The organism is Actinacidiphila glaucinigra, assembly GCF_900188405.1.
Classification (GTDB): Bacteria; Actinomycetota; Actinomycetes; order Streptomycetales; family Streptomycetaceae; genus Actinacidiphila; species Actinacidiphila glaucinigra.
In genome coordinates, this window is the sequence record NZ_FZOF01000021.1 from 17,924 (window position 1) to 40,447 (window position 22,524).

The 22,524-nt window shown below is 69.8% G+C and carries 19 protein-coding genes and 1 CRISPR repeat array; of the genes, 14 read left to right on the forward strand and 5 right to left on the reverse strand.

The window, feature by feature from the left end; translation table 11 throughout:
* The first annotated feature begins 1 nt into the window (after position 1).
* Positions 2-891: a CRISPR direct-repeat array (repeat unit 29 nt; unit sequence GGGACCATCCCCGCGGGTGCGGGGAGCAG).
* Positions 892-1,554: 663 nt separating this feature from the next.
* The 13 genes from CHF15_RS30610 to CHF15_RS30665 all read left to right on the forward strand — a co-directional run bounded on the left by CHF15_RS30610 (position 1,555) and on the right by CHF15_RS30665 (position 15,775).
* Complete coding sequence (locus tag CHF15_RS30610) at positions 1,555-1,749, forward strand: hypothetical protein (RefSeq protein WP_143681662.1); 195 nt, start codon at positions 1,555-1,557, stop codon at positions 1,747-1,749.
* 564 nt (positions 1,750-2,313) lie between these two features.
* Positions 2,314-3,165, forward strand: coding sequence for a conjugal transfer protein (locus CHF15_RS30615; RefSeq protein ID WP_245939112.1), 852 nt, complete (start codon positions 2,314-2,316; stop codon positions 3,163-3,165).
* Positions 3,162-3,506 carry a hypothetical protein gene (locus CHF15_RS30620; protein ID WP_089227154.1) on the forward strand — a complete coding sequence of 115 codons (345 nt, stop codon included), beginning with the start codon at positions 3,162-3,164 and terminating at the stop codon, positions 3,504-3,506. The genes CHF15_RS30615 and CHF15_RS30620 overlap by 4 nt, the downstream gene beginning before the upstream one ends.
* Positions 3,503-4,015 carry a hypothetical protein gene (locus CHF15_RS30625; RefSeq protein ID WP_089227155.1) on the forward strand — a complete coding sequence of 171 codons (513 nt, stop codon included), beginning with the start codon at positions 3,503-3,505 and terminating at the stop codon, positions 4,013-4,015. Before CHF15_RS30620 ends, CHF15_RS30625 begins: the two co-directional genes overlap by 4 nt.
* A complete protein-coding gene (locus tag CHF15_RS30630) occupies positions 4,015-6,636 on the forward strand; it encodes an ATP-binding protein (RefSeq protein WP_089227256.1) in 2,622 nt (873 codons plus the stop codon). The genes CHF15_RS30625 and CHF15_RS30630 overlap by 1 nt, the downstream gene beginning before the upstream one ends.
* A gap of 122 nt (positions 6,637-6,758) precedes the next feature.
* Positions 6,759-6,977: a hypothetical protein gene (locus CHF15_RS30635; RefSeq protein WP_143681663.1), complete on the forward strand. Its 219-nt coding sequence runs from the start codon at positions 6,759-6,761 to the stop codon at positions 6,975-6,977.
* The gene (locus CHF15_RS30640; protein WP_089227157.1) at positions 6,974-9,418 is read left to right on the forward strand and encodes a hypothetical protein; all 2,445 of its coding nucleotides are present in this window, start codon (positions 6,974-6,976) and stop codon (positions 9,416-9,418) included. The genes CHF15_RS30635 and CHF15_RS30640 overlap by 4 nt, the downstream gene beginning before the upstream one ends.
* 23 nt (positions 9,419-9,441) lie before the next feature.
* On the forward strand, positions 9,442-10,542 hold the full coding sequence (locus CHF15_RS30645; protein WP_245939113.1) for a C40 family peptidase: 1,101 nt from the start codon (positions 9,442-9,444) through the stop codon (positions 10,540-10,542).
* Positions 10,539-11,201 (forward strand): hypothetical protein, encoded by a 663-nt coding sequence (locus CHF15_RS44510; RefSeq protein ID WP_143681664.1) that lies wholly within the window; start codon positions 10,539-10,541, stop codon positions 11,199-11,201. Before CHF15_RS30645 ends, CHF15_RS44510 begins: the two co-directional genes overlap by 4 nt.
* A complete protein-coding gene (locus tag CHF15_RS30655) occupies positions 11,183-13,837 on the forward strand; it encodes a hypothetical protein (protein ID WP_089227159.1) in 2,655 nt (884 codons plus the stop codon). The genes CHF15_RS44510 and CHF15_RS30655 overlap by 19 nt, the downstream gene beginning before the upstream one ends.
* The gene (locus CHF15_RS30660) at positions 13,834-14,790 is read left to right on the forward strand and encodes a replication-relaxation family protein (protein WP_089227160.1); all 957 of its coding nucleotides are present in this window, start codon (positions 13,834-13,836) and stop codon (positions 14,788-14,790) included. Before CHF15_RS30655 ends, CHF15_RS30660 begins: the two co-directional genes overlap by 4 nt.
* Positions 14,791-14,796: 6 nt before the next feature.
* Positions 14,797-14,922, forward strand: coding sequence for a hypothetical protein (locus CHF15_RS46465; protein ID WP_265737413.1), 126 nt, complete (start codon positions 14,797-14,799; stop codon positions 14,920-14,922).
* Between the two features lie 229 nt (positions 14,923-15,151).
* Positions 15,152-15,775, forward strand: coding sequence for an SMI1/KNR4 family protein (locus tag CHF15_RS30665; RefSeq protein WP_089227161.1), 624 nt, complete (start codon positions 15,152-15,154; stop codon positions 15,773-15,775).
* Positions 15,776-15,885: 110 nt separating this feature from the next.
* Here CHF15_RS30665 and CHF15_RS30670 read toward each other — a convergent pair whose 3' ends face one another.
* Complete coding sequence (locus CHF15_RS30670) at positions 15,886-19,443, reverse strand: DNRLRE domain-containing protein (RefSeq protein WP_089227162.1); 3,558 nt, start codon at positions 19,441-19,443, stop codon at positions 15,886-15,888.
* 830 nt (positions 19,444-20,273) lie between these two features.
* On the opposite strand from CHF15_RS30670, the gene CHF15_RS30675 reads away from it, so the two are divergent.
* Positions 20,274-20,894: a hypothetical protein gene (locus CHF15_RS30675; RefSeq protein WP_143681665.1), complete on the forward strand. Its 621-nt coding sequence runs from the start codon at positions 20,274-20,276 to the stop codon at positions 20,892-20,894.
* A gap of 75 nt (positions 20,895-20,969) precedes the next feature.
* Here the strand turns inward: CHF15_RS30675 and CHF15_RS30680 are convergent, their stop codons facing one another.
* The 4 genes from CHF15_RS30680 to CHF15_RS45940 all read right to left on the reverse strand — a co-directional run bounded on the left by CHF15_RS30680 (position 20,970) and on the right by CHF15_RS45940 (position 22,505).
* Complete coding sequence (locus tag CHF15_RS30680) at positions 20,970-21,383, reverse strand: hypothetical protein (RefSeq protein WP_143681666.1); 414 nt, start codon at positions 21,381-21,383, stop codon at positions 20,970-20,972.
* 108 nt (positions 21,384-21,491) lie between these two features.
* Entirely contained in the window at positions 21,492-21,737 is a 246-nt protein-coding gene (locus tag CHF15_RS30685; RefSeq protein ID WP_143681667.1) for a hypothetical protein, read from the reverse strand.
* Between the two features lie 246 nt (positions 21,738-21,983).
* Positions 21,984-22,292 (reverse strand): 4a-hydroxytetrahydrobiopterin dehydratase, encoded by a 309-nt coding sequence (locus tag CHF15_RS30690; RefSeq protein ID WP_089227166.1) that lies wholly within the window; start codon positions 22,290-22,292, stop codon positions 21,984-21,986.
* 3 nt (positions 22,293-22,295) lie between these two features.
* On the reverse strand, positions 22,296-22,505 hold the full coding sequence (locus CHF15_RS45940) for a hypothetical protein (RefSeq protein ID WP_245939114.1): 210 nt from the start codon (positions 22,503-22,505) through the stop codon (positions 22,296-22,298).
* Positions 22,506-22,524 lie beyond the last annotated feature (19 nt).

The window sequence follows — 22,524 nt, forward strand, 5'->3', positions numbered from 1 at the left end:
AGGGACCATCCCCGCGGGTGCGGGGAGCAGGCGGACGGTGAGGACCCGCGGTCGGTGCTGGCGGGACCATCCCCGCGGGTGCGGGGAGCAGGCGGACGGTGAGGACCCGCGGTCGGTGCTGGCGGGACCATCCCCGCGGGTGCGGGGAGCAGGCGGGAGGGGCGGTGCCGTACATGGTGCCCTAGGGACCATCCCCGCGGGTGCGGGGAGCAGTCAGGGGCCGGAAGCTTGGTGGGCGTGGGCCGGGGACCATCCCCGCGGGTGCGGGGAGCAGCCAAAGGAGCTGTTGCCCCCGGGTACGCCGTCAGGACCATCCCCGCGGGTGCGGGGAGCAGTAGGCGCCGGCGGCGCCCGCGTTCGCCGGTTGGGGACCATCCCCGCGGGTGCGGGGAGCAGCAGACATGGCACTGATCAACCCCGGCATCTCCGGGACCATCCCCGCGGGTGCGGGGAGCAGGCTGTCATCGACCGCGTGATTCCGGTGAGCCCGGGACCATCCCCGCGGGTGCGGGGAGCAGGGCTGGTTCGTTCCGTCGTAGAACCCGGAGAAGGGACCATCCCCGCGGGTGCGGGGAGCAGGCGCAGAACGCCAAGGAGGAGATCCTTGCCGCGGGACCATCCCCGCGGGTGCGGGGAGCAGCGCCCGATGCGCATCCACCACCCCGAGCGGTTCGAGAAAGGGACCATCCCCGCGGGTGCGGGGAGCAGAGCCACGTTCCGGCCGCCGCGCCGCTGTTGACGGGACCATCCCCGCGGGTGCGGGGAGCAGGTGAGGCCGCTGCAGTCGTAGCCGTTCGGGCCGGGACCATCCCCGCGGGTGCGGGGAGCAGGGAGCCACTACGGCTTCGAGAGCGGGTACTTCGGGACCATCCCCGCGGGTGCGGGGAGCAGACTCCACGACCTGCATGTTTGCAGGACTGGACTCAAGAAAATTAGCACTTGCAGGGAAAGCGACAATTGGGACCAGAAGCGGAGCCGCCGCCAGATGGCGAGTGGGCGCGGACTCTCTCGGTAGCCGCCCTTCCTTTGCGCGGGGGTCCAGATGGCGCAGTCGACCGCACACCTCGTCGACGTCCTCGCCGATGCCGACGACGTGCTCAGTGCCGGTGTGCCTCGCCCACCAGACGGGCTGCCAGTGGAACACAGCGGCGACCCGCCGCAGCGTGACGTCACCGGCCTTGGCTGGGGCTCACACACCTTCGTTGGCGACGCGGGCCTCCTGCTTCACCTCGGCCTTGAGCAGGCTCATCTTACGAATGCCGTGATCTTGCACGCGCACCATACGGTACAGCGCTGCGTTGCCGAGCATGGTGGCCGTGGAGCCGTCGGCGTTGAAGCAGCGGACTTCGCGGTGGCGGACCCGGTGTCGCGGGGTGCTGGGACCAGGCCGTCAGGTTGGGGGCCAAGTCGGTCTACTCACTGCAGCTTGTACTCCTGGGTCGACGGGGGGAGCGCCCTTCCCCGACCTGGCGCCGGGAGGGAGAGAGCCAGCGATGGGTCTCGGCCTTGCCCATGGGTGGGCCGCCCATGCTGAATTCGGCGAGGGCGTGCAGGATGACAGCCGTCGGCGACCGGCTCCTTGTTGCTCATCTCCTCGAGGGCGTCGCCGGTCGCGATGTCTTCGTGGCGTCCTGGCCGTCGGCTCCCAGCCGCAGTTCCATCAAGGAGCTCCGTCAGGCCGGCGCCACCGACGTGCTGCCCGACCTCACCGACGCAGCCGCGGTCGTGGCCTCTCTCGTGCACCGGTAACTCACCGCGGCAATCGCACCGCCGGCAGGTGGCTGCGCAGCAGCGTGCACGGTTGCGCATCGGCCGTTACTTGGTCGGGCTGCGCAGCCCGACGCGGGATGGCGTGCTGCCTACTCATGGGCATTCGGCTGCTCCTGCGCGTTGCGCTGCAGAGCCGTGATTGGTCGTGTGCGGCGGTGAGTTGGGGCGTTCCGGCTGTGACCTGCGGTGGTGAGTGCCAGGCGCTGAACTCACCGATCGGGGATGGCAACTCACCGATTCGATTGAGGCCGAACCGTGATCTCAGACCCCCCAAATCGGTGAGCGAATCGGTGAGTGCTCTGAGGCTTCATAGGTGGCGTCACCTGCGTCTACCTGCTCGGGAGCCCGCCCATGACCGCCTCTGTTCTCCGACCGCGCCCACCCTCGAAGGCGGGTGCAGCCTCCCCGCCACTGCACACGCCACGTCCTCCTCTGAGCGCGTTGAGGGTGACCCGCCGGGGTGTATCGGTAGCCCGGATAGCGGTGTGGGCGGCGCTGGCGGCAGGACCGCTGGCGCTGGCCGCCCAGTGCGCAACAACCAGCGTGCCAGCTACAGTTACGCAGCCGCAGCCCACGAGCAGCACGACGGTGCGCAGCGCGGACCCGGCCGGCGTGGCGGAGCTCTTCACCGATCTGTGGTTGCGCAGCGATCGTGCGGACGAGCAGAGCGGCACTGCGCAAGCGGCGCATGCGCTGGCGCCCGAGGTGCCGCTGCCGCAGCGGTCCGGCAAGGCAGCACAGCAGGTGCTGTTGCGGACAACCGCGGTGCGCAGCGTCCGGCTGTCCGACGGGTCGTGGTCGGTGATCGTCGCCGCCCAATACGCGCCCCGCACGGCTGCGGCCTCGCCGGACCCGTCAGACGCGGTGGTGCGGTACTTCGCCGTCCCCGTGCTGTCGAGCGACGGAGCCGGCGGGGCAGGTGCATTCACTGTGCGAGCGGCACCGGCAGAGGTCAGCGGTCCCGCCGTCGCCCCGATACCCGAGGCGCCCACCGACCGCATCCTGCCTGGCAACGGGCTGGTGGCGACGCCACTGCGGGAGTTCTTCGCCGCCTACCTCACCGGCGTCGGCGAGGTCGACCGCTACCTGTCTCCCGGCACCACTCTGGCGCCCGTGCGCGGCTCCGGATATACGGCGGTGACCGTCGACCAGGTCTCCGCGGACACCGAGGCCGCTGACGGCCCGGTTCCCGAGGACGGCCGGCGCGCCAGGGTCCGGGCGCAGGTGACCGCGACGGATGCCTCCGGTGACCGGTGGCCGCTGGCCTACGACCTGTCGTTGACGGCCCGGGACGGCCGCTGGGAGGTCACCGCCTTGGACGCCGGTGCCCCCACGCTCGCTGGACAGGACTCCCCCACGCCCACCACCACGACGACCGGAGGTGAGTCCCGATGAATGTCACCGCACCCGTGCAGTTGGCCGGCAAGTTCGCCGACGTCGGCAACAGCCTGTTGTCCCTGGCCGGGGACTGGGCGGAGAAGGCCCTGCCGATCGTCCTGCTGACCATCGCGGTCGTGACCGCCGCCCGGAAGTTCAGTCTGAAGGCCGGGCTGGGCGCGCTGATCGGTCTGGCGCTGTGCATGGGCATCTACGCCTCTCGCGACAGCCTGTCCGACGCGTTCAGCGACGAGATCAACAACCCCGCCCACGGGTCGGCGCCGATCGTCCGCACGGTCTCCGATCTGCCGGTCCCGCCGCAGTACCGGGCACCGGGTGCTTCGGCGGGTGCGCGGTGAGCGCCGCGGCCGGGCAGGCCAGGGTCGCCCGCGTCTACACCTCTGCGCGCCGGCACCCGTGGGTGCTGGGCAAGCTCGGTGACTGGACGCTTCCGTTCGGGCCGTACACACCGGCGCAGCTGGTGGTCATGGCCGGCGGTGCCATGGTGCTGATCAAGATGTTCTCATGGTGGTCGTGGCTGGGGCCGCTGCCGGTCGCCGTGTGGGGTCTGTCGATCTGGGCTGTGCGCGGCGCGAGGATCGGTGGACGGAGCCCGTTCGCGGCCGCGATGGGGTGGCTGGCGCTGGCCGCGCTGCACCCGGCCGGGCGGATCGGTGGCCGCGCCGCCCGTGACCGCCGTCCCCGCCCGCTGACCGGTGCCTTCGTCATCGAAGCAGCCCCTGCCAGTACCGAGCTCACCGCCGCGACGGGCCGGGCGCGCAAGTGTGCTCCGGCGCAGCGGTCAGGTCCGGTCAGCGGCCTGGCCCAGCTGCTGCAGCGGACCGACACCGCTGGGGGGTGGACGTGATGCGGGTTCCGTTCCGGCACATCGCCGGTCACCTGGTGTGGTCCACCTCCGGCACCGTGTGGGCGATCTGGCGGGTGGCGCCGATGGGCGGCCGCCATGTTCCGGCGCGGGTGCGCGAGGAGATCCTGGGCTGTGTGACGGGGCTGGTGCGCTCCCTGCCTGGGGCCCCGCGGTTGTTCGGTCTGGCGGCCCGGGTCGACCCGGGCGAGCTCGCCGAGCAGATGGTGACCGGGCTGGACTGGCAGCGCCTGCCGGCGTGGAGGGAGACCGCCGCGGCGTCGCTGGAGCTGCTGGCCGGGCAGGAGATGCACCGCCGCACGCTGTGGCTGGCGGTGCCGCTGACGGCGTCAGGTAGCAAGTACGACCTGTCGGCGTCCGTGCAGGCGATGTGGTCGGAGCTCGCGGCCGCCACCGGTCTGCCGCCGGCCCCGGTGCCCGAGGCGGAGGTCCTCGACTTCACCGAGCGCGCGCAGCGGGTCCAGGCGGCGCTCGGAGGGGGCCTGTCGGTGCGGCCGGCGTCCCCGGCAGAGATCGTGTGGATGGTCCAGCACGCCCTGCACCGGGGCCTGGAGGAGCCGCTACTGGCCGACGCCGAGGCTTCCGTGCTGTTCGGCGGGCAGGTACGCGACGGAAGGCTGCGCTCCCCGTCCTACGCCGACCTGGGACAGGTCCGGCTCGCCGAAGGTGGCCGCCCCGCGGCTTTCGACGAGGTTGAGCAGCCTGAGGACGCCGCAGGGAGCTCGGGCAGGAGGAAGCGGGCGCGCGAGAAGCGGCGACCGTGGTGGCGTCGCGAGGACGGTGCCTCGCCGCTGGTGCGGCGCTGGCTTCAGGTCGAGTGCGAGGCCGGCACCGCCTACCAGGCCCACCTGGCGCTCGCTGAACTGCCCGCCGCCAGGGCGGTCGAGGCCTCCGACGTCCTTGCACAGCTGGAGGGCCTGGACTTCCCCGTGGACTTCACCGTCGACCTGCAGATCGTTCCCGCTGACAAGGCCAAGGAGCAGGTGCAGCGCAAGAAGCGGGAGCTGCTGGACCAGGCCGAGCAGTATGGCGCCCAGCCCACCGGGATGCCGCACTCGCTTCCGCACGCGGCCGGTGACCTGGCCGAGCAGGACGCGCGGCTGTCGCAGAGCAGCGTGGAGGTCGAAGTTCAGTCGGTGACGGTGCTCACCGTCTGGGGCGATGATCCGCGCACCTGTGACGCCCGCGCGCGGGCGCTGGCCGCGGTGCTGTCCGGCGCGGACTACCGGGCGATCCGTCCGCACGGCATGCAGGAGCACCTGTTCTCCCTCGGTCTGCCCGGCGCCGCGCGGCCAGCGGTGGTGCGGGAGTTCACCCAGCACCAGCTCTCTGGGGACTGGGCCGCAAACGGGGCGTTCACATCGATGGTGGTGGGCGACCCGACGGGGCTGATGGTCGGGGTGGATCTGGACTGCGGCACCATCCGCCCGGTCCTGCTGAACATCGCCGACGCCCCACAGCGCAACGCCTCCGCGTCCCTCGGGATCGTCGGCGACCTGGGCGCCGGCAAGAGCGTCGTGGAGAAACTGCTGACCTGCGGCGTGGTGGACCGTGGCGGGCGGGCGATCGTCATCGACCGCACGCCGGTCAAGGAGTGGGCGGCCTTCGGCCGGTCGGCGGCCGGAGCGGGCTGCCAGGTCATCGACGCCGCGCATGCGGAGCTGTCCATCGACCCGCTGCGGGTATTCGGCGGCCGGATCGGCGCCCACTACGCCCTGTCCTACCTGACGCTGCAGCTCGGGGTCGGGCCGATGTCCGCGGCCGGCGCCGTCCTGCACCACGCGGTCGAGCAGGCCGCAGCCGCACCGGACCCGTCCATGGCTCACGTCCTTCAGGCACTGACGGGGCTCGCCTGCGACGAGACGATGCCGGGCACACGCCGGGATGCGGCCGCCACGATGGCCGACCTGATCCGCATCGTCTCGGCCAACCCGCTGGCCGCCATGGTGTTCGACCCCGCCCTGCCGCCGGTCTCCCTCGAGGGCGACCTCGGCTCGGACATGGTCGTGGTCACCACCGCGGGCCTGACACTGCCGCCGAAGGAGGCGTTCGCCAACCCCGACGTGCTACGGCAGCAACCCTTGGAAGCGCTGATCGGCCGGGCAGTGCTGTATCTGCTCGCCGCTCTGGCCCGGCAGGCCGCCTTCACCGACCCGGGCCGGTTCTGCGCGATCGCGCTGGACGAGTGCTACTGGCTCACCTCGTCCGCGGAAGGCTCGGCATTGGTCGCCGAGATCCTCCACGACGGCCGCAAGCACGCCGCCGGCGTCATCCTCGGCGCCCACAACGTCGACGAACTCGGCGCGGACGCCGGGCTGCTGGCGTACAAGCTGCTGGCCCGCACCAGCGATCACGCACGCGCCGCCAAGGGACTTGCCTTCCTCGGCCTCGACGGCGAGTCCGACGACCTGGTGCGGCTGGTCACCACCGGGCTGTCGCCGGTCGGGCAGGCCGGCCGGGAAGGCGAGATGCTGCTCCGCGACCCTCGGATGCAGGTCGGCCGCATCAAGGTGCACGTACCGCCCGTGCCCCGTATCCAGCAGGCAATCTTCACCACTCCCGGTGCAGGCAGCGCCACGCCGGCTGAGGGAAGCGTCCGATGACGCGCCCCGGCCGAAGCCGAGTGCGGTTGCTGCTGAGCGCCGCGACCGTGCTGGTTCTCATCGGCTGCACCGCAGCGGCGTGGCTGTTACCCCGGCCGCCCGCGGCGTCTGCGAGCGGCGCGATGCTGCAGGACACGGCCACGGTCACCGTGGCCGGCAGCTCCAGCCCGTGCGAGCTGATCGCCGGGCCCGCCCGCGCCTACTGCACCGCGTCCAAGAGCAATTCCGTCACGGCTCCTGCTGCGGGCTGGGGCGCGCAGGGGTGGTGGCTGCTGGGGTTCTCCACCGCGGCCATCGCGGCCGCGGCGGCGCTGATCGTCACCACCGGGAGGGACCGATGAGGCGCTTCGATCGCGGCACCGCACGTGCTGCGGGCTTCGTCGCTCTGCTGGTCATGGTGTTCCTGACGGTCAACACCTCGGTGGCGGCAGCCGCCGACCACGCAGCCACCGGCGGCGCGGGACTGCTGGCACCACTGAACGTCACCACCTCCGAGGGAGCACCGCTCAGCGGGTACGAGCTGCGGGCCGACGGCGGAGACATCACCGACGTCACCCGCCAGTTCCAGACCCTCATCCTCGGCGGGCTGTTCTCCCTGGTGCGGCTCCTGGTCGGGCTGGCGTGCTGGCTGATCGGGTTCGCGTTCAAGTTCCCGCTGCTCACCGCCATGCTCCGCCCCGCCCAGGCCGTCTCCGACGCTTACGCCACGCACGTGGTCGGCGCGATCGGCCTGGAAGGGGTGCTGCTGTCCTGGGCGTTCGTGTTCGGGCTGATCCTGGTCGCCCGCGGCAAGGTCGGCCGCGGACTCGGCGAGATCCTCCTGACCCTGGTGATCGCGGCCCTGGCCGCGTCGGTGTTCGTGCGGCCCGACTACCTTCTGGCCAAGGACGGCCCGCTGGACCAGACCCACCAGGCCGCGATCGAACTCGCCGCAATCACCAGCAACTCCTACTTCGGCTCCACTCCCACCAGCGGCCCGGGCAGCCCAGCCTGCGACCGGGTCGACCGCCCCGCACCGGCCAGCTGCACCGGGGCGATGGCAACTGGCGGAGTTGACGTGGCGAAGTCCGTGCAGGACGCCCTGACCAACGCGCTGGTCGTCAAGCCATTCCAACTGCTGCAGTACGGACGGCTCCTGGACGACGGCAAGCCGGAGAACCGGGCCGCCTACGCGGCGCACCTGAAAATGGTGAAGAGCACGGATGCCGACACCGACCGCGACTCCAGCGCGTGCGATCGGATCCCGGGACCGGCAAAGGACTACTGCAACGGCACCGCTACCTCTCCGCTGGACCAGAGCCCCGAGGACGCGAAGTTCAGCGCCCTGCTGGACGAGCTGGAGGACGCCAGCGACGTCGGCAAGCAGGCCGCCGACTACGCCAGGGCCCCGTCGTGGGACCGGATCGGCGGAGTCCTGCTGCTGGGCATCGCCGCCGTGGTCGTCACGGCCATGGCCGTTTCGCTCGCGCTAATCCTGCTCGGCACCCAGGCCGCCGACGTCGGTGCGGCCGCCGTCGGTGGGATCACGTTCATCTGGGGCATGCTTCCTGGTCCGTCCCGCATGGCGGTGTGGCGGTGGCTTGGAGTCTTCCTGGCCTCGGTGATGGTCATGTTCGCCACCGCCATGACCATCCCGATGTTCGGCATCGGCATCGACGCGCTCCTCACCTCCTCCGGCGCAGGCCCGATGGTCGAGCGGCTGCTGCTGCTGGACGCCTTCGCGATTGCCGCGCTGGCCTTCCATCGGCGGCTGATGGCCGCCACCTCCCAGTTCGGTCAGCGTCTCGCACTACGGATGCGCTACGCCAAGGTCGGTGGCACCCACCTGCCCGGCGACAACTCCGAGCTCGGCGCTGCGATCGGCGCGCACCTGTCCAACCTCGGCGGGGGCGGGCTCGCGCTGGGGCGGGGCGGGCTTTCCGCGCCACACGGCGCGCTGCTGCTGCGGCACCGGTTCCTGTCCCATGCGCTGGCGATGACCGACGGGGCCGGCATGCCCGCCGATACGGGGCGGCTCGCAGGCGACGCCCTGGCCGAAGCTCGCCGGGGCCTGGCTCCGCTGGGCATGGCCGTTACCGCAGCAGCGCTTGGGGTGCGCGGCGCCTACGGCACGCTGATCGGTCGGCGCCCCGACGACGAAGCGCTGGCTCGCATGCGCCGTCCCGTGGGCCCGGGCGAGGAAGACGCCGAAGGGAACGTCGTCACCCCGGGCGAGCCTATGGTGGCCAACCGGCACACCGGTGAGCTCCTCCACGACCCGGATCAGCACCGGACGCTGCTGAGCACCCGCTTCCACAACCGGGCCGTCCGCTTCCGCGGCTACCGCATCGCTCGCCGCGGCGCCCTGGTCGCCTACGGTGCCACGCTCGGCCTGCCGCGCAGCGCCTCCGATACTCGCCGGCACGCGAGCGAGTTCACCCAGGACGCCCTGCACCAGTTGCGGGTCACCGGTGGCCGCCTGCGCGAGGACGTCGACGACTGGACGGCCGCCGGGCGTGACGTCGGTCGCGGGGCCGCGCACGTCGGCCAGCGCTTGGCCACCGCCATCGACGTCCACGACCCGGCGATGCGCACTCGCGCTTTCGTCCGGGACGCCGCCGTCGGCGGCTGGCTGCTCGGCGCCAGCAGCTCCGGCAGCCAGGCCGCGCCCTACGATCCTCGCCCGTCCGGGTCACTGCCGGACACAGGACCAGCCTCCGACCGGCGGCGGGTTTTCGAGGCGCTGATGGAAGCTCAGCGTTCCCTGTGGGACTGGGATGACAACGGCGGTGACCGGCGGTGAAGGCCATACGCAGAAGCTGCCTATTGACCGCCCTGTTGGTGGCGGCCGCGGTGTGCTGCGCCGGCCCACTCGGCGCGATCGTGGTCGCCGGGATCAGCCAGACCGCCATGACCAGCGGCCTGGCGGCCGTGACGGGAATCCCGGCGAGGATGCTCACCGCCATCGCCCACGGCGCCCAAGCGGTGCACGACACCTCGCCCCGGTGCCGAGGAATGCGCTGGCAGGTCCTGGCCGGCATCGCCACCATCGAGTCAAACAACGCCGCCGGCCACACCATCAACCCGGGCGGGGACATCAGCCCGCGCATCCTCGGGCCGCGCCTGGACGGCTCCGGCGCCGGCGGCAACACCACGGCAATCGAGGACACCGACGACGGCCGCTGGGACGGCGACCGCCTGTTCGATCGGGCCGTGGGCCCGTTCCAGTTCCTGCCGGCCACCTTCGCCACGTACGGGCGGGACGGCAACCGCGACGGCCGCATCGACCCGCACAACGCCGACGACGCCGCCCTCGCCGCCGCGACCTACCTGTGCGGCGACGGCCGCGACCTCACCAACGAAGACCAGTTGCGGGACGCGGTGTACTCCTACAACCACTCCACCGCCTACGTCACCGACGTCCTGGGCGCCATCCACCGCTACGACACCACCGGAACCACCGGGGGCGGAGGTGCCGCCGCAACGGGCGACGCGCGCACGGTCGTCGCCGCGGCGCTGGCCCAGCAAGGGGTCCGGTACTCGTGGGGTGGCGGCAACGCGACGGGGCCGGCGCCGGGGATCTGCTGCTCGCCCGGGCAGCACCAGGACGGCCGCCAGATCGTCGGCTTCGACTGCTCCGGGCTGACCCTGTACGCGTACGCGCAGGTCGGGGTGAGCCTGCCGCGTCTCGCGCAGGACCAGGCCTCGGTTGGCCGCCGTATCCCGGCTTCTGCCGGATACGGCGCGCTACGCCCGGGCGACCTGGTCTTCTACGGCCCGAATCCGCACGGCAACGCCGGGATCCACCACGTCGGGATCTACCTCGGCAACGGACAGATGATCAACGCCCCCAAGCCCGGCACCCGCGTGCGGATCGACCCGCTGACCGCCCTTCCCGACTACGCCGGAGGAGCCCGCATCCTATGAACGCCCACCCCACGCCCCGGCTGTCCGGAACCGCCCTGACCGGCATCGCCACCGTCCTGGCCGCCATTGGCGCCGGACTGCTGGCCATGTCCGCACCAGCGAGCCCGACTCACCCCGCGGCGGTGTCCCAGACCGCGGCTGACGAGCCGCCGACCGTCACCCAAAACCCCACCGTGACGACGCCGGCTCCATCCGCCGTGCGCCTCACGGGACAGTCGCGATCTCCACAAGCCAGTCCGGCCCGACAGCACGCCGTCAGCACGAGCGCGCCCGGCACAGGCAGCGCGCTTCCGCCGCCCGGTGCCGAACCGGAGGCCGACCCCCTCGTGCAGCACGGCCTGGACCAGGCGCGGGTCGAGGGCCTGACACCGGCCACCGCCCGGCATCTGGTCGCGCTGGCCAAAGCAATCTGGACAGCGGATGTCACCGGCGCCGGCCGGGACCGGTGGCCGGGCTATTTCACCGACCCCGTTCCGCAGGCCGTCTACACCCGGTTCCGGATTCAGGCCGCCGTCGCCGACCGCGACACCGCGCGCCCCAAGGCCGCGGTGGTGCGGCTGGTGTGGGCGGGCGCCGACCCGGCCGGCACGTTCCTGGACGGCCGCACCGCCACCATCCGTCTGACCAAGAAGGGAGCGTCATGGACCCCCGTACGGTGATCCTCGCCGACAGTGCGCTGTGGAGCGGCACGGCCGACCTGTTGCTGGTGGCCTGGAACGTTCTGCTGTGGGTGCTCGCCAACGCGTGGTGGCTCAGTTTGATCGCCGCCCTGGTCTGGGTCGGCTGGGAAATCACACGGCGCATCCTGTCCACCATGGCGCTCAAGGAGCGCACCTACGTCGAACTGGTGCCCGGTGGGCAGTTCGAGACATCCGAGGAAGAGATCCTGCGGTTCGGTGCCCAGTTGATCCGGGCCGCGTCCGCGGGCAAGTGGTGGGTGCCGCGCGACGCCCGCACCGTACGGATCCGCCTGCGCGCCGACGGTACACGGCCGCTGACGTACCGGGTCGAGGCCCCGGCATCAGCCGCACATATGCTCCAGCAGACCCCCTACGCGCGGGTCCGCAGCGAGCCCGCGCGCCCCGTCGCCGACAAGACGCGCCAGCACACCGTCCGTGCCGTGTTCTCCCTGCACGGCACGTCCGCGTCCCGCCTGCGGGAGGTTCCGCTCGAGCCGGACCCGCTGCAGCCACTCATTGACGCTGTCGCCGACCTGCGCGCGGACCTCGGCGACCTCGCCGAGGTGTGCCTGGACCTCTCCCCCGCCTCCAAGTGGCACCTGGGGAGCCGTCGGCAGCAGGTCGTCCACGCCTCCCGGCAGCGAGCCCGTCAAGAAGCGCGCCGCGAGGCGCAGTGGATGGCGCAGGACGCCGCGACGTTGGAGGACTCGCTCGGCTGGCAGCTCACGCAGCTGCTGACGCCGCCGGATCAGCGCACCAGCCGGCGTCGGCTGATGATGTCGCCGCGGCCGCCGCGGATCGACCGCGAGAAGGCCCTGGGCAAGCTGATGGAGGACACCGGCCTGGTCCGGGTGCAGCTGCTCGTGCGGTGCGCATCGGACCAGCTAGGGCGGGCGGAGCGGCGCCTGCGGCACATCGAAGCCGCGTTGGATGTCTACGCGGCCCGCACAAGGTTGTCGTCGGTGGGCTGGTCGTGGGGCCCACTGCGGTTCGGACCGGACCGGTGGCCATGGCGGACCCGGTTCGACGAGCGGTGGGCCAGCGGCCGCATCCGCCCACGCCGGGACTCCTGGGCGCGGATCGATGAGCTCGCCGGGCTACTCAAGCCTCCGACGACGCATGCGCGGCTGCCCCTGCTGGCCGGCGACATCCCCACCTACCGGCCGAACAAGAACCTGCTGCCGCAGGGCTGGTACCGCAGTGCGGACGGCACCGAGCGGCTGCTGGCCACCCGGGAGGCGGACACCCTCTTCGAGATCCAGGTCGGCAAGGCTGGCTGGGGCAAGACCACCCGCGCCCTGGTCCAGGCCGTCGCCATCGCGCACGACCAGGGCGGGCTGGCGTTCATCGACCCGCACCGCGACTCCTGGGCGACCGTCGCCCCTTACCTCGCCCACGACACGATCATGAACCGGGCGTGGCTGTTCGACCTGACCGTCCGCAAGGCCACCGACCGGCTCGCGTGCTGGAATCCGCTCAGCATGACCTCGGCTGCGGCAGGCCACGAGGTCACTGCCGCGGTCGTCGATGCGTTCGCCACCTCGCTCGGGTGGGGAGACGCCAACGCACCCCGTGCCATCACCATCCTGACCAAGGCCGTCGAAGCCCTGGTCACGGTAAACACGCAGGCGGTAGCGGCCCGCAAAGCCGACTGCCAGGCCACCGTCTTCCAGATCCGCTCACTGCTGACCGACCCGCTCTTCCGCGCCCCGGTGGTGTATCGCCTCGACGACGACGCCAAGCGGTGGTGGGCCACTTCCTTCCCTGCGATCCCCGCCGACGCGCTGCCCACCGTCCTCAACCCCATCGACCGCCTCGCCGCCTCACCGGTCATCAAAGCCTTCCTCGGTTCCCCGATCGGCAGCTACGACATGCGCCACGCCATGGACCGCTCCAAGGTCGTATGGATCTGCCCGGCCGGCACCGGACCCACCGACCGACTCCTGACCTCAATGATCGTGCGCGACATGCTCCGCGCCGGGCTGTCCCGCCGCGACCTCCCCGAGCGCGACCGCACCCCGTTCCGGCTGTATCTGGACGAGCTGATCTCCCTCAACGGCGCCGCCTCCAGCTCCCTCGCCGAGATCACCGAGCAGCTCCGCAAATTCGGGATCCGGATGCACGGCATGACCCAGCTCCTGCACCGCATCAGCGCGGACGTGCGCACCGCGCTCCGGCAAAACGCGTCGTCGCTGTCGACGACCGCAGGCTCCATCGAAGCCGTCCGTCACATCACCGACGAGTGGGGCGACCAGGTCAGCCCGGCCGACGCCGCCGAACTCGGCCGCTACCAACACTTCGCCTCCTTCACCGTGAACGGCAACCGCATCGGTCCCCTACGCCTGCGCGGCCCCGAACTCGACCACGTCTTCCGTGGCCTGGCCCGCCCCAACGCCAGGGGCGCCTTACACCGCGCCACCCACGAGAACACCGGCGCCCGGCCCCTGGCCGAACTCACCGCCGCCGCCTCCACCCACGAAATATCAGTCCTTGACTTCCTCACCGGCCCAGAGCCCGGCACCGACCCGGATGCCGGCGGCCAGGGCCCCGACGAGCCCAATCCGACACCCACCCAGCCACCCACCACCAACACCCAACAGGGGCTGTTCGCATGAGCACGGACACCAACCGCGATGCCCTCACCAACGCGTCAGCCATAAGCACCAAGCCACAAAGCCAGCCCAGCACCAACGACACCTACGCCCACAAGGTCCTCGCACTCGTCGCGCAGCACCGACTCGCCACCAGCCCACAGCTGCACCAGCTCATCTCCCCCGAAGGACGCCGCCAGACCATCTCCGCCGTCCTCAACCGACTGCGCGAGGACAAGCTGCTCTCCTACACCGTCCTGCCGGCCAGCAACCGCACCCGGGCCTGGTACCTCACCCCTCAGGGAGCCCGCGTCGTCGCGAGCTGGCCCGAACTACGCGGCCGCCCCGTCCAGGCGCCCTCCGGAGGGACCGATGCCGGCCTGCGTGCCGCCCACACACTCACCGTCCTACGCGCACACCTGGCATTCCTGCACGACGCCCGAGCACGCGGCGATGAGTACGGGCCACTCGACTGGGTGCCCGAGGTCGCTCACCGGCTGCCGGACACCGGCGGTGAGGACCGGCTGATCGCCGATGCCGTCCTTCACTACACCGCCATCACCCCACGCAGGCTGCAGTTTCGGGCGTTCGTCGAGGTCGACCGGGCGACCATGAGCAGCGAGCGCCTGTCGAGAAAACTGATCTCGTACGCGAGGTTCCACGAGTACCTGCCGCAGCTACCGGGCCGTCGGGGCACCGTCGCGGACCAGGACGCGATGCTCGCCTGGCAACGGTTCTACCCCCGCTTCCCACGGGTCCTGTTCGTCCTCACCGGCGCCGGACCGGACGCGCTGCAGCAACGGATCAACGACCTGCGGGCCATGGTCGCCGGGCACCCACTCGTGACTCAACTGGCGGGGAAGGTACAACTGGGTGCGGCAGTGCTCGAGGACCTAGAGCAATACGGCGCAACGGGTCCCGTGTGGAGCCCGCTGTCCAGCACGAACGACGAGCGCCGCTCGTGGATGGAGTTGTAGGCGCCGATGAAGAAGCTACGCAGCCGGCCGCCGCGGATCATGGCACTGGACAACAGGGCTGTCGACGATGTGCGGCTGAGCGTGTTGGACGTCGCGATGCCCGCCGTGGCGCTGCGCTGCCCGGATGGCTGAAGCATGCGGAGCGCCTACAGGCGGCGGGAAAGTTAGCGCCGCTACCGGCGCGTGCACCGCCTCCAGACGCTGACCCGAGTGACGCGCCTTGCGCTTCAGCGGTGAGATCACTTCGATTGGACCAGGGTCCACACAGGGGTTCCATGCATGCGCCGGGTGCGCACTGCCTCCAACCCCGTCGGTGGTCCGTTACAGGGCACCTCAGTCGTCCGGATACGAAGGGTAACGCATGACCCCCAGCACAGGAGACCGCCAGATCTCGGGAGACGACCAGGTCCTCGCCTCTTGGAACCGCATCGAGGGGTGGCTGACCCAGCACGCACCCCGTACTCTGCGCTCTCTCAATCCGCCCGGGCAGTTCGAAGCGATACGTGCGGCGGAGCGGTCGCTTGGAGTCGTTTTCCCAGGGGACCTCGTCACCTCTCTTCTCCGGCACGACGGTGTGCGTGGGGAAGACGATCAAGGTGAAGTCGATCCCGCGGCCTTCTGCCTGCCGTCGGAACACCGGCCCCTCTCCGTGACTGAGATTGTTGCCATGACCGGGTTGCTGCGGTCCGTCCAGGGCGATTCCGCGACTGGGGAGTGGTGGCGGCCCTCGTACCTGCTGGTGGCGTCGTACGACGTCACGACCGACGGCACGGTGCTCGACTGCAACAGCGGCAGGACGGGTGTCTTCTCGCGCATGAGTGGCTGCACCTTCGTTGGTCCGGCGTCTCTTGGTGGACTCCTGGCTGAGGCAGCCGACGGCCTGGAGCAGGGTCGCGCGCTATTCATCGACATGGATGAGGAGGAGATTGCGGACCAGGCACTCGATGCGGTGCCCTTGAACGAACGGGCCGTCATCTGGCCGTAGTCATCTGTCCAGCAGTCGACTGCTTGGGACGGCCGTCTCGCGGCCGGCGGTCTCGTGCGTGACGAGGCGGCGCGGACATCGCCCGCGCCGCCCCTTGCTGGTCGGTCAGGCTATGGCTTGAGCTCGCACTTCACCGTGGTGCCGGAAGCGTCGCAGTCGTCCAGGCCGGGGACGTCGACCCAATATGGGTCGGTGTCCAACATTCTGAACTCCGGCACGAAGGTGGAACCGAAGCGATTCATGGCGGCCGAGTTGATCCATCCGGACATCGACGACCGGCCGCAGACCTCCGACCACGTCGGATCGGCGTAGCGGAGGTCGTTGTACAGCATGTCCCTTGTGGCGTAGGTCTGTACGCATTCGGCGCCGCGCAGTTCACCGACCGGGTTGGTGCCTCCGAGCAGCGAGGGCATGCCGCCGGACTGGTACGTGGCGTTGAACGCGTACTCGTCGCACGACTTGGTGTCCGGGGTACCGGTCGACACGAGTTCGTCGAACGTCCCGGTCTGCGGGTGCTTGACGAACTTGCCCTTGCCCGTCCGGGGACAGATCACCTTGCGGTTCTCCTTGTCTGGGACGATGTTGGGCGCGTTCCGCTCCTGGTTGGGCAGATAGGTCAGCGGGTGCAGTGGATCGCGTCCGTAGTTGCTGGGCATCTTCTCCTGCATCAGCCAGGCGTGCGCGGCCGCAGCAGGGGACTTCGCACTATTGATCACGTAACCCGGCACGTACTGCGGGAAGACGCAACCCGGAACCTTGTTTCCCGGCAGCTTTGCCTTGTCGCACCGGGCGAGGAACGTCGGGGTTGCCAGGTAGGGGTCGACCGGTCCGGCGCCGGGCAACTGCGAGGTGTAAAAGCCCGAGATGCTGAGGGGCAGTTGCTTGGAAAGGTCCGCATCCTTGGCGCTTGTGGCGTTCGGCACGCTGCCGTTCCACTTGAGTGTGGCGTTGCCCTGCGCGAGGTCGCCGTCGAGTGAACCCGCCCACGAGGGCGACCGGCCGGACTCCCAGTCGAAACCTGTCTCGCCGTCGGTTTCCGTGCAGGCTGTGCCCGGGCACAGGGCGCCCACGTTGAAGTCGATGGCATCGGGCTGCGCCGGATACGGCAGGTAGGGGGCGTAGGAACCCGCGATGGGGGTGAACTGCAACCACTGCTTGATCTCGTCGCCCTCACGATTCAGCTTGATCTGCCACATCAGCTCGAATTCCTGGTGGTAGATCTTGGGCGGGGAGGAGGACGTGTCCGTGTGCGTGACCTCCCACAGGTAGAGCAGGCAGGCCTCGTCACGGGTGAAGTAGGACTTTTGCGCCGTCAGCGTCGGGTCGCACCACCTGTCGGTAATCACGGGGCCGGTGTAGGCCGCGGCCGCCCTGGCGGCACCGGTGCTGCTCTGGCCCGTGGCATCCGCCTCGGCCTTCTTCAAGGCCTCTGCTGCCGCCTTCGTGCGCTGCTGGAGCGGCGTCACCTTGAGGGTCGTTCCGTTCTTTTCGGACGTCCTCGGGGCAGAGTTGGCGAGCGATTCCCAGCCGCGCCAACCGAAGGCCGGCATAGGGTCGTTGAGGTACTGGGGCTCCGTCGCGTCCTTGTTCGGGGTCGGCAGCTTGATCTCGACCGTGTGCGGCCGGGTCACGTCGGCCCCACCCGCGATGAAGCCATATGGCAGGACAGGACCGGCGTTCTCGGCACGGTCGACGGGCTGCAACTCGAGCTCGTGGCCACCGTCCTCGGCCGGGGTCGCCGACAATGTGGCCGTCGTGCCCGAGCCCGCCGCGGTTGTCGGGGCGCTGGAGAAGGCGCCGGAGTCCGGGACGTCGTCGCCGTCGGTGTCGGCTCCATCCAAACGGTAACGGATCGTGTTGGCATCACTGGACGCTGCCACGGTCCATGTGCCAGGTGTGCCGGCACCGCCTCCCACCCAGTCCTCCGGATAGGTGGAGGACGTCACCGACGACGGAGCCGTAGGTGCGGTGGTGTCGACCACGAATTGTGTCCATGGGGACCAGGAGAGGTTGTAGTGAGTGCCGTCGTAGGCGTTGGTGCGGAACTTGTAGGTTTTGCCGTTCTGGAGCTGTCCCGCTGGGACGGTAACGCTGACGGGTTTGCCCTGCTCCCCGAAGTTGGAGACGAGGAGGCCTTCGCCCGCCGGAGTGGTGATGGGGGTGTCGGTGGCGGCGTCGTAGACCTGGAAGGTGCCGTTGACGGTGTCGCCGTCGGGGTCGGTGAAGGTGTCACGCAGGGTTGGCGTCGTCGTGTTCACCGCCCACACACCGGCGTAGGACTTAAAGGGTGCGCCTGCCTGACGGTTGGTGCCGTCGGAGGGACGGTAGTTGTATGTGACGGTCAGCTTCGGCTGGTTCGTGGTGGCGTTGCCGGAGTTGACGCGCTTCCAAGCGCGGGTGTCGTCACTGATGGCGCGTAGGCCCATGTAGCCACGGGTGGCCTTTGCCGAGGCCCAGGTCTGGACGAGGGTGTCGACGTCGGCGTTGATCCACCCGTCGGGCTGGGTGGCGGCGCAGTCGGTGTTGCCTCGTGTCTGGGTGGAGGAGTGGTACTGAGCGTTCCAGGTGGGCTGGTTGGTCCACCGGGATGAGGTCGACGCCGCAGTGGTGTCCCAGATGGTCCAGGACTGCGCGGTGCAGTCGGTGTTGCCAGAGTGGAAGTTCCACAGCGCCAGGTTCGTGTCGGTGATCAACGCGTCTTGGATGGGCGTGGTGTTCCAGTGGATGAACGATCGGGCCACGCGCGTGGTGCCATCGGCGTTGGTGGTGCCTGGGTTGCCGAAGTCGAGCTCGGTGTCGGCAGACCAGTCGACCGTCTCACCGCGCTGCACGTAGGTGTCGAACGTGGACGCCAGGGCGGAGGTAGAAGGATCCACGGTGACCGGATACGTGGTCTTCGGGTCGGAGAGGAAATCCGGGCTGGGCGTGACGACCAGGTCGACACGGCCGGCGCCCTTGTTCACGACCTTCATGCCGACGCGGGCCCGGCGGGTGTGCTCGCCGGACCGCTTGTCCACCGTGGCGTCCCACATGACTGGGGTCGGCATCGTCGCGCGCCGCTCACCGGTCTCAGCGTCGGTGAACGTCACCGACCCGTCCGTGTTCGCCTTGGCCTTCAAACCCTTGGCCTTGACCGGCAGCGTGTAGGAGTAGGAACCGGAAGGCTTCTTGTTGATTTCCACGAACTGCTCGAAGCCGGTCCTGGTGGCCTCGACGACGACGTCGGCGCCGGGCACGGCCTCACGGTAGCGGGCCGTAGTGCCGTTCAGCTCTGGCGCGGGAAGGCCTCCCTTCCACTGCAGTGTCACCGTCTGATCACCGCTGCCGAGGGTGACGAGGTCCCGCGGGGCGGCGTCTTGCGCGGCCGCCAGGGTGCGGGGAGCGGTGCCGCCCTTGCCCCCCAGACGTAGCCCGTTGGGGTGTTCCTTCGCCATCACTGTGCCGTCGCCAGCCCGGGTCAGGGCGACGTCGACCTTGCGCCACTTACCGCCACGCCAGACCCGCTCGGGCCCAGAGGTCAGGTCGGTGGTCAGGGTGCCATCCGGGTTCGCAACCGTGTACGAGGTGGCCGTCGTCTCGTCATAGGCAACGACCTTCTTGCCGGTCCTCTTCGCCTCGAGGATCGCCCACGCCTTCGAGCCCTTGGCATGTTGAGCGGCCCAGTCCATGTCGGCGTCAAGGATCTCCGCCTCGGAAGGCTGGGAGACCGCAGCCTGCTCGCTACCGCGCTCCTTCGCAGGAGCCGCGGCGGCCTGGCCCGTAACGGCAATGCCAGCCTCGGCGATCAGCAGCAGTGCGGCCGCCGCTGCAATCTGATTGCGTCGTCTCCGTCTTGTCGCGGTGGATCGTATAGATGGATACACGAAGTGCAGTGCCCTTCCTCATCGGTCAGCTCAAAGTCTGTGCAAAGTTGCACCGACGGCAGTGACCCTAGGTAGGAAGATCCGCACTGATGAAGCTGGATTCAGGACACGTGCATGCGTCAACTACAACGCTCAGAACGAATCCGTGACACCACTGGACGCCCCCATGGTTAAACGTCAGGTTGCTCACAGGGCGCGGTCTGGCCCGTACGCACGGGGCCAAGAGGCGCAGGCTAAAGGCCCCTTCTCGCTTGCTGTGTGAGCTCGCCGATCCACAACAGAAGGGAGTCATGGTGCTCTATAAAGGCTATCTCCGGAACGTAACCGACAAAGCAGGTCCATTCAGGGTCTGTCCCTAAGTCGGCGTGACTTAAAAGCAGTGCTTGCTGGATGCGTGACGCACGGATATGACGTTCCTTCGCCTGGATGCCCTGGATGGCTGCCTTACGGCACCTGGCCCGGCAGGACACCATGACTTGAGGTGGAGACGTCCGTGAACTCTTTTCCAACTTCACGCTGAACCTGTCAGGGTTCAGCGTGAGGGTGATCTAGTCGGGTCTGCGATCTAGTTGGCGCTGCGTGGCGGTGCGGCGGGGAGCGTCGCCATACTGGCCCACTTACGAGATGAGGAGTCCATGGCCGACGGTCCGTCGTGCACCGTGGGGACTCCGTTTCGACCGAGAGGCCGGCAAGTGGACCGTGATGAGGCGCGTACCAGGTGGAGCGGGTGGCGCAGCCGGGAGATCGAGATCTCGGAGGATCTGCCGGAGCGGCCGGTACCGGTGGAGATCAGGGGCGGGTGGACGAGCAACTTCCAGATATTTCCGCTGCGGAGGACGTCCTCGGAGATCGTCACAGGAGGCGAATTGGGCTGGACCAGGGGTGTCCGGCCGACCCGGGCCGTCGTGCCCGCCGGCTTCAACTCCCTGCGGGTGGTTCGCCGGTGCCCGGGGCGCAGTGTCGGTGGGGTCGCCCGCTGGCGGCTGTCGGTGCTCTCTGGTGAGGAACTGCCGCATCTCTCGGGGACGGTGTCCGGCAGTGGAGCCGCCGTGTTCCGCTACGAAGGTGGACCGGCCGGTGTGGCCTTCGACTTCCATTCTGAACTCGCGGCCAATGCCCTGGTGTTCAACCGGGCCAGGGGCGGGGAGGCGATCCACCTCTCCCGGCATTCCCAGTTCAAGGGTGTGGGCCGGTTGCCCGGTGCGGGGTTCCTGAGCGTTCCCGACTGCCGGCGGTGGGTCGTCAAGGTCCTTTGAGGGCCGCACCAGGGGTCGCTCCGACCGGAGCGACCCGGACGCTTCCCGCGGGCCCCTCGGCTGCGGCGGCACGGGTCAGGCGGGAAGCCAGCCGGGCCACCACGGAGGTATGTTGCTCGGCGGACAGAGCCCCGAATCGCCGGGATAACCGTCGGGGGTTCCCTCCACCATGAAGTACCAGTCCGCCAGCAACGCCAGCGCCGTCACGACCAGCAGCAGCGGCACACAGACGCGCAGGAGGGTCGGCGCGCGGAACGTCGCAATCCAGCCCGCACCGTGCACGACGAGCGCGCACAGGCCGTAGCCGATGACACTCGCAGGGAGTTCGACGACCACGAGCCCGAGCTTCTGGCCCGGTTCGAACGCGGCATCGCAGTACGCGCGCGCGTTGACGACCAGCAGCCAGGCGCCGTAGCCCGCGAACATCCCGAGGACGGGTGCGCCGACCCACAGGATCCTGCCGTATGACCGCGACTTGCTTTGGCTCATGATCGAACAAGACGCCTGGGCATGCCTCACAGTTGCACGCGCCTTGCCGCTGCGGCGCGAGGCCCCGGGGACGTCTTCCGTGCCGCCCGGGAGCCGGGATGCCGCGCGCTACAAGACCCACAGGGCGGCGTCGACGGCGATGAGCACGAATCCCAGGGTCAGTCCGATGAAGCCGTTCTTCTTCACCCGGTCCACGGTTTCGGCGGCGCCTTCCGCTCTGTCCCGTCGGGCCGAATTGAGCATCATGACGGCCAGCAGCAGACTGATCAAGCCGACTGCTCCGAGGAAGACCCCGGCGAGCCTGCCGAGCACGAGCAGTGTTCCCGCTTCCGTCGCGGCGATCAATGGGCGCACCGCGTGGCCGTCCTCGTCGGCGCCGTGCGAACCGTGACGGAAACGGTAGGGGCCCCCATACCTGGGCAGCGATCTGCTCGGGGGTGGGTTCGACAGGAAGAGGGTTGGAGCGATCCGCGTCGTCGCTGCTGACGACGCGGATGGCGGTCTGACCTGTGTCGAGCCTACGGCTGTCATTGCCGCGTGGCAGTGTAGGGGTGTGGTCCCGCCGCGTTACGTCGCCCGTCGCGGCAGGGCCACTCGCGTCTACTCGGCGCCGTGCGCGGTGCAGATCTCGTTAATCCGGCGGGCTAGGTCGAAGTCGGCGGCGGTCAGCCGGTTACCCATGTCGTGCGTGGTGATCGCGAATTTCACGGTCTCCCACCGCAGGTCAATGTCGGCGTGGTGCCCGATGAGCCGCTCGATGTCGGCGACGTGCACGATGAGCGCAACTCCGCCGTGATACCGACCGGTGCGGAAGGTGCGCACGATCTCGTCGCCCACGCGCTCCCACCCCGGCAGCCCGGACAGCTCCCGCTCGATCTCCTCATCGGACAGTACAGGCGCCTCGGCCATGGCTTACCCCTCCACGACGGTCGCCAGAACCTCCGTCAGGTCCCGGCCGACCGGCGCATCATGCCACGGCCGCATGGCCTGTTCGAGAGTCCGCAGCTGCCGCCGCATCCGGGCGCTGCCCGTCTCGACGGCGACGGTCGCGACCTCGCGGGCGATCTCGACGGCCTGCTCCGGGTCCTGCGCGGCGGCCGCGGCGGTCGCCTGGCGGGCCATATACACCCCGCGGTCCCGG